General features: G+C 61.9%; 18 protein-coding genes. 1 reads left to right on the forward strand and 17 read right to left on the reverse strand.

Annotated elements, in window-relative coordinates:
* Positions 1–13: 13 nt before the first annotated feature.
* Entirely contained in the window at positions 14–475 is a 462-nt protein-coding gene (locus PSV33_RS18590) for a PaaI family thioesterase (RefSeq protein ID WP_300564061.1), read from the reverse strand.
* A 42-nt stretch (positions 476–517) separates the two neighbouring features.
* On the reverse strand, positions 518–922 hold the full coding sequence (locus tag PSV33_RS18595) for a MerR family DNA-binding transcriptional regulator (RefSeq protein ID WP_293594422.1): 405 nt from the start codon (positions 920–922) through the stop codon (positions 518–520).
* Between the two features lie 113 nt (positions 923–1,035).
* On the opposite strand from PSV33_RS18595, the gene PSV33_RS18600 reads away from it, so the two are divergent.
* Positions 1,036–2,106: an MBL fold metallo-hydrolase gene (locus PSV33_RS18600; protein ID WP_300564063.1), complete on the forward strand. Its 1,071-nt coding sequence runs from the start codon at positions 1,036–1,038 to the stop codon at positions 2,104–2,106.
* A 106-nt stretch (positions 2,107–2,212) separates the two neighbouring features.
* On the opposite strand, the gene PSV33_RS18605 is transcribed toward PSV33_RS18600, so the two are convergent.
* The 15 genes from PSV33_RS18605 to fliE all read right to left on the reverse strand — a co-directional run bounded on the left by PSV33_RS18605 (position 2,213) and on the right by fliE (position 14,985).
* Positions 2,213–2,854 (reverse strand): response regulator, encoded by a 642-nt coding sequence (locus PSV33_RS18605; RefSeq protein WP_300564065.1) that lies wholly within the window; start codon positions 2,852–2,854, stop codon positions 2,213–2,215.
* 248 nt (positions 2,855–3,102) lie between these two features.
* On the reverse strand, positions 3,103–5,169 hold the full coding sequence (gene cheA / locus PSV33_RS18610) for a chemotaxis protein CheA (RefSeq protein WP_300564066.1): 2,067 nt from the start codon (positions 5,167–5,169) through the stop codon (positions 3,103–3,105).
* A 76-nt stretch (positions 5,170–5,245) separates the two neighbouring features.
* A complete protein-coding gene (locus PSV33_RS18615) occupies positions 5,246–5,608 on the reverse strand; it encodes a response regulator (RefSeq protein ID WP_300564068.1) in 363 nt (120 codons plus the stop codon).
* A gap of 6 nt (positions 5,609–5,614) precedes the next feature.
* Positions 5,615–6,547 (reverse strand): flagellar motor protein MotB, encoded by a 933-nt coding sequence (gene motB, locus PSV33_RS18620; protein ID WP_300564070.1) that lies wholly within the window; start codon positions 6,545–6,547, stop codon positions 5,615–5,617.
* Between the two features lie 21 nt (positions 6,548–6,568).
* A complete protein-coding gene (motA, locus tag PSV33_RS18625) occupies positions 6,569–7,432 on the reverse strand; it encodes a flagellar motor stator protein MotA (RefSeq protein ID WP_300564073.1) in 864 nt (287 codons plus the stop codon).
* Between the two features lie 25 nt (positions 7,433–7,457).
* Positions 7,458–8,108 carry a flagellar transcriptional regulator FlhC gene (gene flhC / locus PSV33_RS18630; RefSeq protein WP_300564075.1) on the reverse strand — a complete coding sequence of 217 codons (651 nt, stop codon included), beginning with the start codon at positions 8,106–8,108 and terminating at the stop codon, positions 7,458–7,460.
* A 54-nt stretch (positions 8,109–8,162) separates the two neighbouring features.
* Positions 8,163–8,507 (reverse strand): flagellar transcriptional regulator FlhD, encoded by a 345-nt coding sequence (gene flhD, locus PSV33_RS18635; protein WP_300564077.1) that lies wholly within the window; start codon positions 8,505–8,507, stop codon positions 8,163–8,165.
* Positions 8,508–8,759: 252 nt separating this feature from the next.
* Positions 8,760–9,029, reverse strand: coding sequence for an EscU/YscU/HrcU family type III secretion system export apparatus switch protein (locus tag PSV33_RS18640; protein ID WP_300564120.1), 270 nt, complete (start codon positions 9,027–9,029; stop codon positions 8,760–8,762).
* Between the two features lie 31 nt (positions 9,030–9,060).
* The gene (locus PSV33_RS18645) at positions 9,061–10,401 is read right to left on the reverse strand and encodes a flagellar hook-length control protein FliK (RefSeq protein ID WP_300564079.1); all 1,341 of its coding nucleotides are present in this window, start codon (positions 10,399–10,401) and stop codon (positions 9,061–9,063) included.
* Complete coding sequence (locus tag PSV33_RS18650; RefSeq protein WP_300564081.1) at positions 10,398–10,739, reverse strand: flagellar protein FliT; 342 nt, start codon at positions 10,737–10,739, stop codon at positions 10,398–10,400. Before PSV33_RS18650 ends, PSV33_RS18645 begins: the two co-directional genes overlap by 4 nt.
* A 1-nt stretch (position 10,740) precedes the next feature.
* Positions 10,741–11,217 carry a flagellar export chaperone FliS gene (gene fliS, locus PSV33_RS18655; protein WP_300564083.1) on the reverse strand — a complete coding sequence of 159 codons (477 nt, stop codon included), beginning with the start codon at positions 11,215–11,217 and terminating at the stop codon, positions 10,741–10,743.
* 13 nt (positions 11,218–11,230) lie between these two features.
* On the reverse strand, positions 11,231–12,667 hold the full coding sequence (gene fliD / locus PSV33_RS18660; protein ID WP_300564085.1) for a flagellar filament capping protein FliD: 1,437 nt from the start codon (positions 12,665–12,667) through the stop codon (positions 11,231–11,233).
* A 25-nt stretch (positions 12,668–12,692) separates the two neighbouring features.
* Positions 12,693–13,040 (reverse strand): flagellar protein FlaG, encoded by a 348-nt coding sequence (locus tag PSV33_RS18665; protein WP_300564087.1) that lies wholly within the window; start codon positions 13,038–13,040, stop codon positions 12,693–12,695.
* A gap of 133 nt (positions 13,041–13,173) precedes the next feature.
* Positions 13,174–14,499 (reverse strand): FliC/FljB family flagellin, encoded by a 1,326-nt coding sequence (locus PSV33_RS18670; protein ID WP_300564089.1) that lies wholly within the window; start codon positions 14,497–14,499, stop codon positions 13,174–13,176.
* 168 nt (positions 14,500–14,667) lie between these two features.
* Positions 14,668–14,985 carry a flagellar hook-basal body complex protein FliE gene (gene fliE, locus PSV33_RS18675; protein ID WP_300564090.1) on the reverse strand — a complete coding sequence of 106 codons (318 nt, stop codon included), beginning with the start codon at positions 14,983–14,985 and terminating at the stop codon, positions 14,668–14,670.
* Positions 14,986–15,086 lie beyond the last annotated feature (101 nt).

Here is a 15,086-nt window from a genome sequence, read left to right on the forward strand (position 1 = left end):
CTCCTTTTCTGGTTCAGTTTTTCACGTCGTCACGACCGGTGATGGTCATCAGCGTGGCACCCATGGTGGCAATGAGTTTTTCGCGGCCGTCGTCGATGGCATAGGCCCGCCCTTCGGTCACGGTGACGGTGCGCCCGGGCTTGACGACCTGGCCCACCATGCGAAAGCGCTGGCCTTTGGCGGGGGCCAGCAGGTTGATTTTGTATTCGATGGTCAGCACGCCGGCGTCCAGCGGCATGAGCGTGAAGCCGGCGTAGCCGCAGGCCGAGTCGAGCGCCGTAGCCACCATGCCGGCATGCAGAAAACCGTGCTGCTGGCTCAGCCCGGCAGCCCAGTCGAGCTCGATGACCACCCGGCCGGGCGTGATGCCGGCCAGCGAGGCGCCCAGGGTGGCCATGGCCCCCTGACGTGCAAAACTGTCCTGCACGCGGGCCGCATAGCCCGGGTCTTTGGGCTCGAAATGGGGCAATTCCATGGCCGGTTCCTGATTGACGTTTACGTAAACGTCAATTATGGCCTATTTTGCGGTTTTGGCCGTCTTGCCCAGCAGCGCGCGGGCTTCCTTCTCATGGAGCCGGACCTCTTCGAGATTGGCCTGCAGGTCGGCCATCTGTTCTTCCAGCTGCTTGCGGTGCTGGGCCAGCACGGCCAGGAATTTTTTGAGCTGCGGCCCGGTGTCACGCGGGCTGTCATAGGTGTCGATGATTTCCTTGGCCTCGGACAGGCTCAACCCCAGGCGCTTGGCGCGCAGGGTGAGCTTGAGCCGGGTGCGGTCGCGTGCGCTGTACACACGGTTGCGCCCGCCGGGCCCCTCGCGCTGCGGCTGCAACAGGCCCATGTCTTCATAAAAGCGGATGGCGCGTGTGGTCAGGTCGAACTCTTTGGCCAGATCGCTGATGGAGTGCGTGGTCGTGGTTGCCATGTGGTGAAACCCTGGGGACAGGTTGCTGGTGAAGCCGCTCGCTAATTCGGGTGTAATGCAGACATCAAGCTTACGTTAACGTAAACGTCAATTCAACCCGGCGATCTTACAAGATGAATCCACAGGAAGCCCAGCTGCACTACCCTTTCGGCGATGCCCTGCCGCCGTCCGGCGGCGCCCTGGAGGTCGCCCCGGGCGTCAAGTGGCTGCGCATGCGTCTGCCCTTTGCGCTGGACCACATCAACCTGTGGCTGCTGCGTGACGAGCTGCCCGGCCCCACGGGGGCGGCTGTGGCCGGCTGGACCGTGGTGGACTGCTGTGTCAGTCGCGACGAGGCCAAGGCGCAGTGGGAACAGATTTTTGCCGGTGAGCTGGAGGGTTTGCCGATTCTGCGGGTCATCGTGACGCACATGCACCCGGACCACATTGGCCTGGCGCACTGGTTGTGCCAGCGCTGGAACGCGCCGCTGTGGATCAGCGCCACCGACTACCATACCGCCCGCATCGCCACCCGGAACAGCACCGGCTTTGGTGGTGAAAGTGCTGCCGCCTTCTTTGCCTCTCATGGACTGACCGATCCCGATTCGCTGGCCATGATCCGGGCCCGCGCCAACTACTATCCGGGCCTGGTGCCCGAAGTGCCCGCCCACTTCCACCGAATGCTCGACGGCCAGGTGGTCACCATCGGCGGGCGCCGCTGGACCTGCATCAGCGGTTATGGCCATGCGCCTGAACACATCGCGCTGCACTGCGCTGAAACCCACACGCTGATCAGCGGGGACATGGTGTTGCCGCGCATTTCAACCAATGTCAGCGTGTACGACTCCGAACCCGAATCCAATCCGCTGACCCTGTTCCTGCAGTCCATCGACAAGTTCGCGCCCCTGCACGCCGATACGCTGACCCTGCCCTCTCACGGCAAGCCCTTCCGGGGCCTGCACACCAGGATTGCCCAGCTGCATGAACACCACCGGGACCGTCTGGCCGAAGTCGTCCACGCCTGCCAGGCCAGCCCCTGCAGCGGCGCCGATATCCTGCCTGTCATGTTCAAGCGGGCCCTGGACCTGCACCAGACCACATTCGCCATGGGTGAGGCGGTGGCGCATCTGCACACCTTGTGGTTTGAGGGCCGGCTGCAGCGCCGGCTGGGTGACGACGGCATTTACCGGTTTGCGCCGGCCTGAAACGATGCCTCCCGGGGAGCGCCGGGTTCAGCGCAAGCCGGCTGTTCATTGGCGACATGGTCGTCAGGCCGCCGCCAGACCATCGCCTCAGCGCCTCAGCGCCGCATCAACGCCATTTGCTGTTGGCTCCGACAAGGGCGGTAACGTAACCCTGCAACCAGTCAAAGTTAATCGGTTTTTCATGAAAATGCGCGTCGGCCGGAAGGCCGCCCTTGGCCTGGATGGCTTCCCTGGGCATACCGCTGATCACCAGGATCTGCATGGCGGCCAGCTGCTGGTTGCGCTTGATGCTGCGCAGCATCTCGATGCCATCGACGCCGGGCATGTTCAGGTCGGTGATCAGCAAGTCCGGACGCATGCTGGCAATGTCCATCAACGCCTCCATCGCCGACGGCATGAAGGTGCAATCCATCGCCAGGTCCCATTCGTCGAAATGGGCGAGGTACAACTCGCGGGTCAGCTCTTCATCTTCCACCACCAGAACCCTCAGGCGTTGCCGGGTATCCGGTGCGGCCCTGGCGAGTTGGGGGTTGTGTTTTTTCAGGTAGTTGTTGAGCGCCCGCAGGGACAGCCGGCGGTGGCCACCCAGAGTTTTCCAGGCCGGGATCTCCCCTCTCTCAACCAGCGACTGCACCGTGGCCACCGACAAGCCCAGCAACTTGGCGGCATAGGTGGTGCCGCAGTAGTCGTCACCGGAGAGTTCTTTCGCCGAAATGGCGTTCTCGAAGGATGGAGGGTCAAGCGTCACGTGAATGTCCAAAAAGGTTGGAATCCGGCAAATGGCGCATTTTGATGGATTGATTCATGAATTTCGCTGTTCCAGCGAATTTGATACTTGCCGGCTGAATTCACCCGTCATGGTACCGTGGTTTATCGACCAAGCCGCCAACGGCCAACCGCCGGCCGTGCGCTCTGGTGGCCAGGCAGGCGTCGGGGCGGAAGGAGCCGTTCTGCCCAGGCCGGACTTCTGCCTGCTGACCGGGCGACAGGGTTGGATCAGCCTGCTCCCTGACCGGTCGCCTGACGGCTCGAGCCTCGCTGGCCGGCCTGCTCGCGATTGATCCGCTGGACTGCAACAACATCGATGATCAACGCCACGTTGCCATCGCCCAGAATCGTTGCAGCGGAAATGCCCGGCACCTTGCGGTAATTGGTCTCCAGGTTCTTGACCACCACCTGGTGTTGGCCGACCAGCTGATCCACCAACAACGCAAAACGTGTGCCGTCCGCCTGGACAATGACCGCAATGCCCTGCATCGGATGGCTCACCGCGTCGGCGACCCCGAACAGCTTGTGCAGCTCGATCAGCGCCAGGTACTCGCCGCGTACATGCATGACATGTTCGTCGCTGGTGATCGAGTGGACATCCTTTTCCAGCGGCTGCAGGGATTCGATGACATAGTTGAGCGGAAGGATGTAGATCTCCTTGCCCACCTTGACTGACATGCCGTTGAGGATGGCCAGCGTCAGCGGCAGGACGATCCTGATGGTTGTGCCCTTGCCTTGCGCGGACGCAATTTCCACATGGCCCCCCATTTCGTGGATGTTGCGTTTCACCACATCCATGCCCACCCCGCGGCCGGACACGTCCGTCACGGCCTCCGCCGTGGAAAAACCGGGGGCAAAAATCAGCTGCCAGACTTCGTCATCGGAAATCGTCTCGCTGATGGCCATGCCCTGCTGTATCGCCTTGGCCAGAATCCTCTCCCGGACCAGTCCGCCGCCGTCGTCCTTGACCTCGATCACGATGCTGCCGCCCTGGTGCTGCGCTGACATGGTCAAACGCCCGACCGGGTCCTTGCCTGCGAACACCCGTTGCTCGGGACTTTCGATGCCGTGGTCCAGGCTGTTGCGGACCAGATGGGTGATCGGGTCGATGATCCGCTCGATCAGGCTCTTGTCGAGCTCCGTTTCCTTGCCGACCGTGATCAACTGGACCTGCTTTCCGAGCTTGGCGGACAGGTCGCGGATCAGGCGCGGAAAACGGCTGAAGACATAGTCCATGGGCATCATCCGGATCGACATCACCGATTCCTGCAGATCACGCGCATTGCGCTCCAGATGACCCATGCCACTGAGCAGGCGTTCGTGCAGCACCGGGTCCAGCGTCGAAGCGGTCTGCGTCAGCATCGACTGGGTGATCACAAGCTCACCGACCAGGTTGATGATCTGGTCGACCTTTTCAACATCCACCCGGATCGAGCTGGACTCCTTGGCGCTCCCGGCCACCGCAACCGCAGCAGCACCCGCAGCCGGCTTGACTGCGACCGGTGCAGGCGCAGAAGTCTCCGCGGAGACCGCCTGGCCCTCCGGGATATTGGTGTCCTGGATCACCGTGGCGGCAACGGGAGCGGCCAGGGGCTCCGTGCTGATTTCCATCTGATCAGCCTCGATGATGAAGCAGCAAACAGCAATGATGTCGTCAGCATCACAGGTGGTCTTGAGCCAGATGCTCAGGCTGTCCTCTGTCTGGGTTTGCGCGATCACTTTTCCCAGATTGGCCAGCTCACCGCTCAGCACCCGGCAATCGCCTTCCGAAACTTTCAGAAAACGCACTTTCAGGGTCTGCCCGTCCGTGGCGTCTGCCGTCTCGGCTGCAGGCGGAGCCGGAGCCGGTGCCGGCACGGCGACTGCCGCCTGCGCCGGGGCTGCAGCAGGTCCGGCAGCCGATCCGCCCCCTTCCTCCTGGGCCAGCTGCCGCAACACCTCGCAGATTCGCGTGACCGTGTCACGGTCAGGTTCGCCGCCGTCCCGGTAGGCACTCATTTGTTTTTGCAGCACGTCTTTGGTCTCCAGAAAGGCATCCATCAGCCTGGTGTTCAGTTTGAGTTCGCCGTGGCGCGCACGGTCGAACAGGTTTTCAAGCAGGTGCGTGGTGTCCGTCAACGCCAGAAAACCAAATGTGGCTGCGCCGCCCTTGATCGAATGTGCGGCACGAAAAATCGCATTGAGGTGTTCGCTGTCCGGTGCCTCAAGGTCGAGCCCGAGAAGCAGCAGCTCCATCTCGGCCAGCAACTCGTCGGCCTCCTCAAAAAATGCCTGGTAAAACTGGGTGATATCCATCGCGCTAGGTCTCTCGTATTGGGGTACTGTCGCCCCCGGTGGGCGACAGATGCCACCCGTCGGGGGAGGGACGGCCTCAGGCCATCAGGCTGCCGACCACGGCCAGCAGGGTGTCGGATTCAATGGGCTTGCACAACCAGCCGGTCGCGCCGGCCTTTCTCGCCTCTGATTTGCTGGCGTCATTGCTGATCGTGCTCAGAATCAGGATGGGTACCTGCGCGCAATCAGACCGCTGCCGCAGCTGGCGCGTCAGCTCGCCCCCATCCATGGGAATCATGGTCCAGTCGGTCAGCACCAGATCAACCGCGGACTTGCTGACCTGTTCCAGCGCAGCACTGCCGTCTTCGGCCAGCAACACGGCGTAACCCGCCTGCTGAAGCACCGCGGAGTTGAGATGGCGCATGACGGCCGAGTCGTCAACGACCAATATGGTTTTCATGTTCATTTAGATACGGCCTCCCGGCTTTGTGGCTGTGGCATCGAGCGCGGCTTGTTTGCCAGGGCCTGGCTTGACGCCGACCTGCTTGAGCGCGGAAGTGGCCATGTTGCTGTTTTCTATGTCTGCCTGGGCACGGCGGTTCAGCACCACGATGCTGATACGGCGGTTAACCGCCGCATACGGGTCATCCTTGTTCAGATGCACACTCGAAGACACTCCCACGACCCGCAGCACTTTCGTATCCTGCATGCCGCCGGCAAGCAATTCCCGCCTCGAGGCGTTGGCCCGGTCCGCCGACAGTTCCCAATTGCTGTAGGACTTGTCGCCCTGGGTGTACACCGTTGCATCGGTGTGCCCCGAGAGCGTGAGTTTGCTGGGTTGTTCATTGAGCACCGGACCGAGTTCGCGCAGGATGGTGCGCATATAGGACACCACCACGGCGCTGGAGCGGTCGAACATGGGCCGGTTGCTGCTGTCGACGATCTGGATTCGCAGGCCCTCGGGCGTGATGTCGATCAGCAGCTGCGGCCGGAACTGCTTGAGCACCGGACTGGACTCGATCATGTCGTCGAGCCGCTGTTTGAGGTTCTCCAGCCGCTTGACGTCATTCGGGTCATTGCTGCTCTCTTCTTCGGACTGCCTGACCTCCCCGTCGACACGGGAAGTCGGGTCGGAGCCACCGCCCGGAATCACACTGGTGCTGGTGCTGCTTTTCTGGCCCCCGCTGATGGCAACCTTCAGGGGCATCTTGAACTGTTCCGCGATGCCGGCGAGCTGCTTCGGTGTCTGTGTACTCAGCAGCCACATGACCAGGAAAAACGCGAACATCGCCGTCATGAAGTCGGCAAACGCAATTTTCCACGCGCCGCCGTGGTGAGCAGCTGCCCGCACCGGCCGCTTGATGATGATGATGGGCCGTTTGCCGCCGGTGTCGCTCACTGCTGACTCCTTCCGCCTGCCTTAACGGCTCTTGACTTCACGGACGTGCTCGTCAAGCTCGGTAAACGACGGTCGTTCGGTCGAACAGAGGATCTTCCGTCCAAATTCAACGGCCAGTTGTGGCGCATATCCGTTCAGACTGGCCATCAGGGTGACCTTGATGCACTGGTAGACCTTCAGCGACTCGACCACCTTGTGCTCGATCAAACTGGCCAGCGGTGACACAAAGCCGTAGGCCATCAGGATGCCGAGAAAGGTACCGACCATCGCATGCGCAATCAATTGGCCCATTTCCGCGGGTGGCAAGTCGGCAGAAGCAAGCGCATGCACAACGCCGAGAACCGCGGCCACAATGCCCAGCGCCGGAAGCGCATCGCCGACACGCATCAGGCTGTGTGCCGGAACCTCCGCCTCGTGCCTGTAGGTTTCGAGTTCGTGCTCCATCAACTCCCCGATCTCATGCGCATCCGTGTTGCCGCTCACGATCAGCCGCAGGTAGTCGGTCATGAACTCCAACACACGCTCATCTTTCAGAATGACCGGGTAGGGCGCGAAAACTGCACTGTTCTGGGGGTCGTCGATATCCGACTCCAGTGCCATCATGCCTTCCTTGCGGCCTTTGGAGAGCAGCACATACAGCAGTGCAAGCAGCTCCATGTAAAGCGCCTTGTCGTGTTTCTTCGAGTTGCCCAGCAGCTTGGGAAGCTGCTTCATCGTGGCGCGTATGGTCCTGCTGTCATTTCCCGCGACAAATGCCCCCACGGCGGCCCCGCCGATGATCAGCACCTCGAGAGGCTGAAACAGCACGCCGAAATGCCCGCCCATCAGCGCATACCCGCCGAACACGGACCCCAGCACAACCAGATAGCCAACAATTACCAGCACAGTGTTCTCCCACTACTCATTCAAATCAGGCTGCAGGCAAACCGGTCACCCGCGACCCGCGCGCCCCATTCATCACGTCAGCCAGCCACTGCGAGGATGAAATCGTGCATGGGTTGCCAGCGACGGTGACCGGCATGTCGGCATGGTCGTGCGGGACACTGGTCTTGCGTGTCTTGCCTGCCCGCGAGGGAGGACGACACAACACGCAGACGTAACCGGACTGGGAGTCATGGGCATGGGCGACAAAAAGGCCCGTGCAGCGGGTGCAGGTGCTCAGTTGCAACATGTCACTGTCAAAGAAGCGCACCAGTGTCCAGGCCCTTGTGAAGTCAAGCACCGGCTCGACGCCCTGCTGCTGCACCTGCTCGATATAGAGCCGGTAGCTCTTGATGATGGCCGAGATCCGGGTGCACCCCCCATGCGTGACCATGAAGCGGTAGATGTTGTAAAACATCGACGAATGGATGTTCGACAGCCAGGTCATGAACCAGTCGGTGGAGAAAGGCAGCAGGCCTTTGGGAGGCGATGCGCCCTTGATCTCCTTGTACAGCTTGATCAGACGGTCACGGCTCAGACTGGTTTCGGCTTCCAGGAACTGCAGGCGGGCACCCAGCTTGATCAAGTCCATTGCCAGGTGGATTTCACGTGCCTCAAGGATGACGCTTTTAGCGGCCATACGGATGGCTCCCGGAACATTGAAGCGCGGGGGCGTTGCGGACTGGGCGAACCATCAGTTAACCGCCTCGACCTGCTGGCCGGACAGCAAAATGGCGGTGTGCGCCTGCTGCAAGGCCAGATTTTTGCCGCCCAGCGTCAGCGCCGACAAAATGGGTTGATCGTCAAAACGGAAGCGGCACAGCAGCAGGCTGGAACCGGCCAGCTTCACAATCTGCGAAAGCGACAGGTTGCCAAGCAGGTCGGCCAATTCCCGGCTCATGCCCAGCCGGAACATCGCAGAAGCAACATCTTCCCTGACCAGCCGCTGGGCCAGCAGCAGGTAGGCCAAATTCAAATCACCAATTTCGCTGGCGGTACCAGTTTCAACCACGTCTGAACTCCTCTTGTATCTCGTCATGCAGGTTTATTGCGGAAGGCGTACAAAAGTAACACTTTTGTCATATTTCCGCGCTATCACAGATTTATCAGTATTTATGTCAGAAAAAATCTGCTTTGCAATTTTTAACATAGAACAGTTAAAACTTACACATCAAGATCGTATTTATCATTTGAGTATCATTTTTACGTCAATTATCATATTCAATAACCGATTAGAGTTATAAAAAAACTACTTTTGATTATTTAAATGGTCATCTCGACGACAAAGTGGCTATCCAGGGCTAAGTTCCTGTCGCTCCAGTTGATGCACCCAAGCCAGCATTTCCGCGACAGCGATGTACAAATTGGGCGGAATCCGGGAATCAAGGTCCACGTGCATCAGCAGTTTCACGAGTTCAGGCGAGGTATGCACATACAGGCCGCTTTCCTGCGCACGCTGGACGATGGCATCGGCCACCGCGCCATAACCCTTGGCGACGACCCGGGGTGCAGCACCTCCCACTGCAGCGGAGAGCGCAATCGCGCTTGGCCGGTCGGGCATGTGGCTTTTGGCCACGGGCCATGAGGAGGGGTCAAGCGGCATCGCCATGTCCCGGTTTGTCCGATGCCCGGGTGTCTTCCGCCAGGGCGCCGATCTGGAACTCGGTCAACTGCAGTCCCAGTGCACCGAAGCGCTGCGGCAACAGGTCGCGGCCCGCGCCGAGCAGTGCAACAGTGGCCTTTTCGGATGCCATCAGACGCAGCCGCAGCGCAGTACCGCAAAGGCTCAAGCGGAGGTCCACATCGCCCAGCCTGGGCAGTTGCAGGGCCACCCGCGTGGTCCAGGTGGACGCTGCAGGGCGATCACCGTCGTCATTGCGGTCCGCCTCCTGTTGGTTCTGCTCCCTGCCCTCCTCGCGTATTTCCCAGTCCATGGGTGTGCCCGGCCAGCCTTCACCGCTCCAGCGAAAGACCGGCAGCGCCAGCATCTCGAGTTGCTGGCGCACCAGCGCAACAGCCTCCGGATGAATGGCCGGGACCGGCTCGCCTCGCGCGCGAACGGGTACGGCGCCCGTGCCGGGGTCAGCGTCCGTGAATTGCTCTGCATCGGCGCCATGAAGGGGGATCAGTCCGCTTTCAGGCATTCCCACACGGCTGTAGGCGGCGGCGAGTTCGGCTGTTTCCGGGTGACCCGTCCTGACAGATGGCTGCGGAAGGCGTTCCGGAGCAGCATCGGCTTCGGCACTGCTGTCCGGCGAAGCCGGTGCAGCATCCTGCTGCACTTCCGCAGGCGCCAGGGTATCGATGCCAGGCAATACAGAAATGGTGCCAGCGGGCACCAAGGTGGATGCCGGGACGGCTGGCGCCGCGGCACCGCTGGCTGACAGTTCCAGCGCAGCCAGGGTCGCGGCCGGAACGGGCATGACGCGCCTGGCAGCAGACGTCAGCCCGGCTTGCGGCTCCTGCGCCATCTGGGCCAGCGAGCGCGAGCCAGCGGCATACTGTTGCAGGTGGGATTCGTAAAACAGGCCCGAAACGGCGACGGTCCGGGCCAGCGTCGCAGCCAAGGCGGGAACCGCCAGGGTGGAGCCCAAGGGGGAGAGGGGGACCGCCCCACGAACGGCAGGCACGGAATCCGTCGGCAGATTCAGGATGGTGCTGACAACACGGGCGGCAGCACTCAGGGTAACGGCACCGCCCGCCCGGCCCGTAGCGCTGCCATGTCCGCCGTCACCCTTTTCAGGAAGCACCCCGGCCAACTGACGCTGCAAGGCTTCGCGCGAAGGCAGGCGCACGTCATTGCTGACTTCTTCGACAGTGGTCACGGCGCCGGGACCGGCAATTTCAACCTGCGCCTTCAGCGGTACCAGGTCCACGCGCTGACCCAGCCGCGTGGCCAAAAGGGTATCGACCAAAGGCGTCACGCCGCTCATGAAAGGGAATGACCTTGACCGTAGGCCCGTTGAACGCTCTGCTGCTGCTCCAGGCTCTGCATCGCCGTCACCAGCTTGGCAAGCTGGGGCATGACCATGCCGAAGATCTCGTTGGAATTGGCAGTGATACGGCCCAGCAACTGGTACTTCCGTGCCGACTGCGCTTCGTCCAGCGCATGCAGGGGTTCGATCTCCCTGAGGCGATCCACCATACCGCTGTACTGCGTTTCCAGTATCGGCAAGTCGGCCCATTGCCTGGTTCGGGCCAGGATCAGCATGCGCTCGGTCAGCGGCGCAATCTGCTCGTAACAGTTCATGACTTCACTTTGGGAACCCATGTCACGCTCCGGCAGAAAAACGGGCCGCCCCGGGCGCAGCGGAAGCCGTCGGCAGCGGTCGCGACTGGTGGGGGTCGATTTCGCGCCATGCGGAACTGATGTTGTCCAGCAAGCGGTCCGCCTCGTCCAGCAGCGCTGGGTCGTTGCGCAGATTGGCAAACAGAAGGCGCTGGGTGACATAGTCGTAAAACGCCGACAGGTCCGCCACCAGTTCGGCGCCGGCCATGCCGCCGGCTTCCGGGTCCAGGCTCGCCTTCAGGCCGTTGTCGACGATGTTGATGGCCTTCGAAATGGCCTGTCCCTTGGCACTGATGTCGTTGCTGGCCATGTGGTGACGTGCCATGGCAATGGCCGTTTTGGCGCCGTCGAACAGCATAGTGATCAGCTGGTGCGGCGAGGCACTCATGGCTCCGCTCTCAGTGCCGACTTTGGCGTAGGCGCTCGCGCCCGAATTGTAGGAGTGGGAGGGGGTGTACATAAAACCTTCGGGCCTATTTGCTTGAACTCATGTTGGCGAACTGCTGCGTCAGATAGTTGCCGGTAGCCTGCATGCGCGATACCAGCAGGTCCAGCGCGGTGAACTGTTTTTTGTAGCGCTCAATGGTGGCCTCGACCCGGCTCTGCGTCGCGGTGTATTGGTGGTCCAGCGATTTCAGCGAGGTCTGTATGCCCGTCGTCGCGGCGCTGATCATGCCGTTGGTCTTGGTGAAACCCTCCAGCAAGGTCGACACCTGTTTGCCGACGCCGCCCGTGGTCCCGTCGCCGGCGAACAGCTCGGCCACCGCGGTCGGACTGGCCGCCAAAGCGGTCTTCAGCTTGGCGGTGTCGAAAGCCAGGGTGCCGTCCTTCTGGAAACCCACACCAATCCTGGACAGCACCTTGAGCTCGCCTGCCTGTGGTGTGTTCAGCGCGGCACGAATTCGTGTCTGGATGGTACGTAGCGTCGAGTCGCCGACCAGCGGCGCACCGGTATGCTTTTCCGTGTCGTATTTGGTCAGCTGGGCCGCCGTGGTCTGCAGGCTGTTGTAGGCTGTGACGAAACCGGCGATGGCCGCTTCCACTGAGGAGCTGTCGCGACTGACCGTCAGCGTGCTGGCCCCGGTCTTTGCCAGCGTCATCGTCACGCCGGGGGCGGCGTCGGCCACCGTATTGGTCTTGGAGGTCACGGCCACGCCGCCGATCGTGAGCATCGCATTGGACGCGACGGCGGTCTGCTGCAGGGCCTGCGCGCCGGAAGCGTCATGGTTGAGCAGCCCTTGCAGGCTGGCGTCGCCGGCGACGGAAATCCGCATGCTCGAGGCCACGCCCGTGTCTTTGGAAGTGAGCACCAAGCGGTACGGCGAAGTCCCGCCGTCATTGACGATGGCGGCCGTGACGCCAATGTCGGCGCTCTTGTTGATCGCGTCGCGCAGACCTTCCAGCGAGTTGTTGCTGTCGTCGATCACGATGGACTTCGCCGCGCGAGCGGCATCGGCGGTGAAGGACGCACCGCTGTAGGTGCCGGTGGCGGCGTTCAGCGTGCCGCCAGAGATGGTGCCGAAATCGATGGTGACGGTGCCCTTGCCCACGGCGGCCGTGGCGTTGGCTACGCCCGCGGCGGCCAGCGACTGCGCTGCGGCCAGCTGGGTGACGTTGACCGCATAAATCCCGGCGGCGCCCGTGGCCGAGGCCGCAGCAGTAAGTACGTCGGTGTTACTGGAGGCCGCCTTGACGCCCTGGAACAGGTTGGCGTCAGCCAGCTTGCCGGCCGCTGTCTGCAAGGTGCTGAGCGCGCCCTGAAGGGTGCCGTAGGCCGACAGCTTGGCGGTGTAGCTGATCTGCTGCTTTTGCAGCATGACGAGGGGTTGGCTTTCCGCCTTGGTGAGACTGGTGAGAAGGCCACTCAAATCGAGATTTGACCCAATACCCAAACTTGAAACCGATGCCATGGATGACTCCTGAAGGTGTTTTGAACTAGACGGCCTGGTGAACGAGCAGGCCCTGGAGTTTGCCGAGCGCCCGCGAGATCCGCACCACCTCTTCCGAAGGCATCTGCCGGATCAGCTCGCCGCTGTCCACATCGACCACCTTGACGATCAGGGTGTCAGCCTCCTTGTCGAACTCGAACTGCACGCCGATGGACGCCATCCTCAGGGTCTGGTTGACCTCGACCAGCGCGGCTCGCTCCTGCGCGGGCACGGGCACCGCCTCTTTTGCGGCGGCAACGTCGCGCGGCCCGCCGGCGCGGGCAGAAGGCGACGGCGACGGCGGCACGGCCTCACGCCACGAAGCGGCTGTCACGGCACTGGAAGAAATCGTCATGCTGGCTCTCCCGGAGAAATCGCTAGGCACTCACGCCTGGACCCCCAGGCGGGAGTGCGTAGCGCAGGCGGACAAAGCCGCCTGGCTTGCACAAAAGCAGGCACACCTTCCGAAGAAGGCGTGCCGTGGGCGATTAACGCAGCAGGGACAACACGCCCTGGGTGGTCTGGTTGGCCTGGGCCAACACGGAGGTGCCAGCCTGTTGCAGGATGTTCGCGCGCGTCATGTTGGACACTTCGGTCGCGTAGTCAGCATCTTCGATGCGCGAACGCGAGGAAGACAGGTTGGTCACCGTGGTGCCCAGGTTGGAAATCACCGAGTCAAAACGGTTCTGCACCGCACCGAGGGAGCCGCGCAGGTCGTCCACCATCTTCAGTGCTGCGTCGATCTTCGTCAGCGCGTTGCCGGTAGCCACGCCTGCGAATTCGGCGGTAGCGACGGTGGCACCGCCAGAGCTGAGTTCGATGGGAGCGGCGGCAGGGGTACCCGCCGTCACGGTCGTGCTGTCGGCGTCGACCAGCGAATCGTTGTTGACGGTAAAGCTCTTGCCTTGAACCGTGACGTAAGCTTGTGCAGCGCCGGCGGCGTCGGCTCCGACCTTGACCAACTGGGCGGTCAGCGTCACAGGCGAAGCGGTCACGATGCCATTGGCTGCATCGGCAAAATCGACGTCAACCGTATTGATATCAACGCCGCCGCTTGCAGAATCAACCGACGCTGCGTAGAAATCTTCACCAAACTTCACCACGTACTTGTCGGTAGCCGCGCCCGCTGCATCGAGCACGTTGTGCAGCGAGAGGTCGCCCGCGGCAACCGTCTTTCCGGTCGCAGTCGTCAAGGCTGTGGCAGCTGCAGACAGGTCCGTCGCGAAGGGGGCACCGGCGCCCGGGTCAACCGTCAACTCGGCGGCACCGACGGTCAGCGATTTGGCGGCCACGGAGAAGCCGCTCAGCTTGAGTGAGGAAGAGTCGATCTGCTTCAGGTTGATGTCGATGGTCTCACCGTCGTTCGCGCCGACCTGGATGGACAGCTTGCTGTTGGCAGCCAGCACCTTGACACCGTTGAAGTCGGTTTGCGCCGAGGTGCGGTCGATTTCAGCGAGGCGCTGGGTGATTTCAGCCTGGATCGAGGCCTTGTCGGCCACCGAGTTGGAGCCGTTGGCCGATTGCACGGCCAGTTCGCGGACGCGCTGCAGGTTGCTGTTGATTTCGGTCAACGCGCCTTCAGTCGTTTGCGCCAGCGAGATGCCGTCGTTGGCATTGCGTTGTGCAACAGCCAGACCCTTGATGTTGGACGTGAAGCGGTTGGCGATGGCCTGGCCGGCGGCGTCGTCCTTGGCGCTGTTGATGCGCAGACCGGAGGACAGGCGCTGGATAGCGGTGTTCAGCGACGACTGCGACTTGTTGAGGTTGTTCTGCGTGAGCAGGGAGAGCGAATTGGTATTGATGACTTGGGCCATGAGGGACTCCTGATTGACAAAGGTTGTGGACTCCGGCTAACTTGCCGTCACGCTGGCCTTGCTTGCCGAAACCGTCTGCAAGCCACCGTTATTCAAGTTAACGGCCAGACCCGGAAAAACCTTTAGCGCCAACCCCGAAAAAGATCCACCTTGCCGCGCCGCCGCCCGTCAGGCAGGCATATTCATGATCTCCTGGTAGGCCGCAACCACCCGATTGCGCACCTGCAGGCCCATCTGGAAACCGATGCCGGCTTTTTGCATGTCCACCATCACGTCGTTCAGGGCAACCCCGGGCTTGCCGAGCTCAAAGGCTTCGGCCTGGCTGGACGCCTGCTGCTGGGTATCACTGATGCGGTCCAGCGACTTTTTCAGCTCACCGGCAAAACCGCCGCTGGCCACCTCGCTGCTCACCGCCGATGGATGACCGGAAGTCTGGGCAAGAACCCGCATTTGCTGCAGGACGGACTCAATAGAAGATATCGCCATGGTGTTTTCCTGGCGCCTGTGCGCCCGTTGCTTGATGAACGGGTTGAAGCGTACCAGCGAGCCAGGCGGCGCATCCCGCCAAAAGACGGCAAAACTCCCGG

Origin of the sequence: Polaromonas sp. (assembly GCF_029945895.1) — a bacterium.
In the GTDB taxonomy this organism is placed as follows: domain Bacteria; phylum Pseudomonadota; class Gammaproteobacteria; order Burkholderiales; family Burkholderiaceae_C; genus Polaromonas.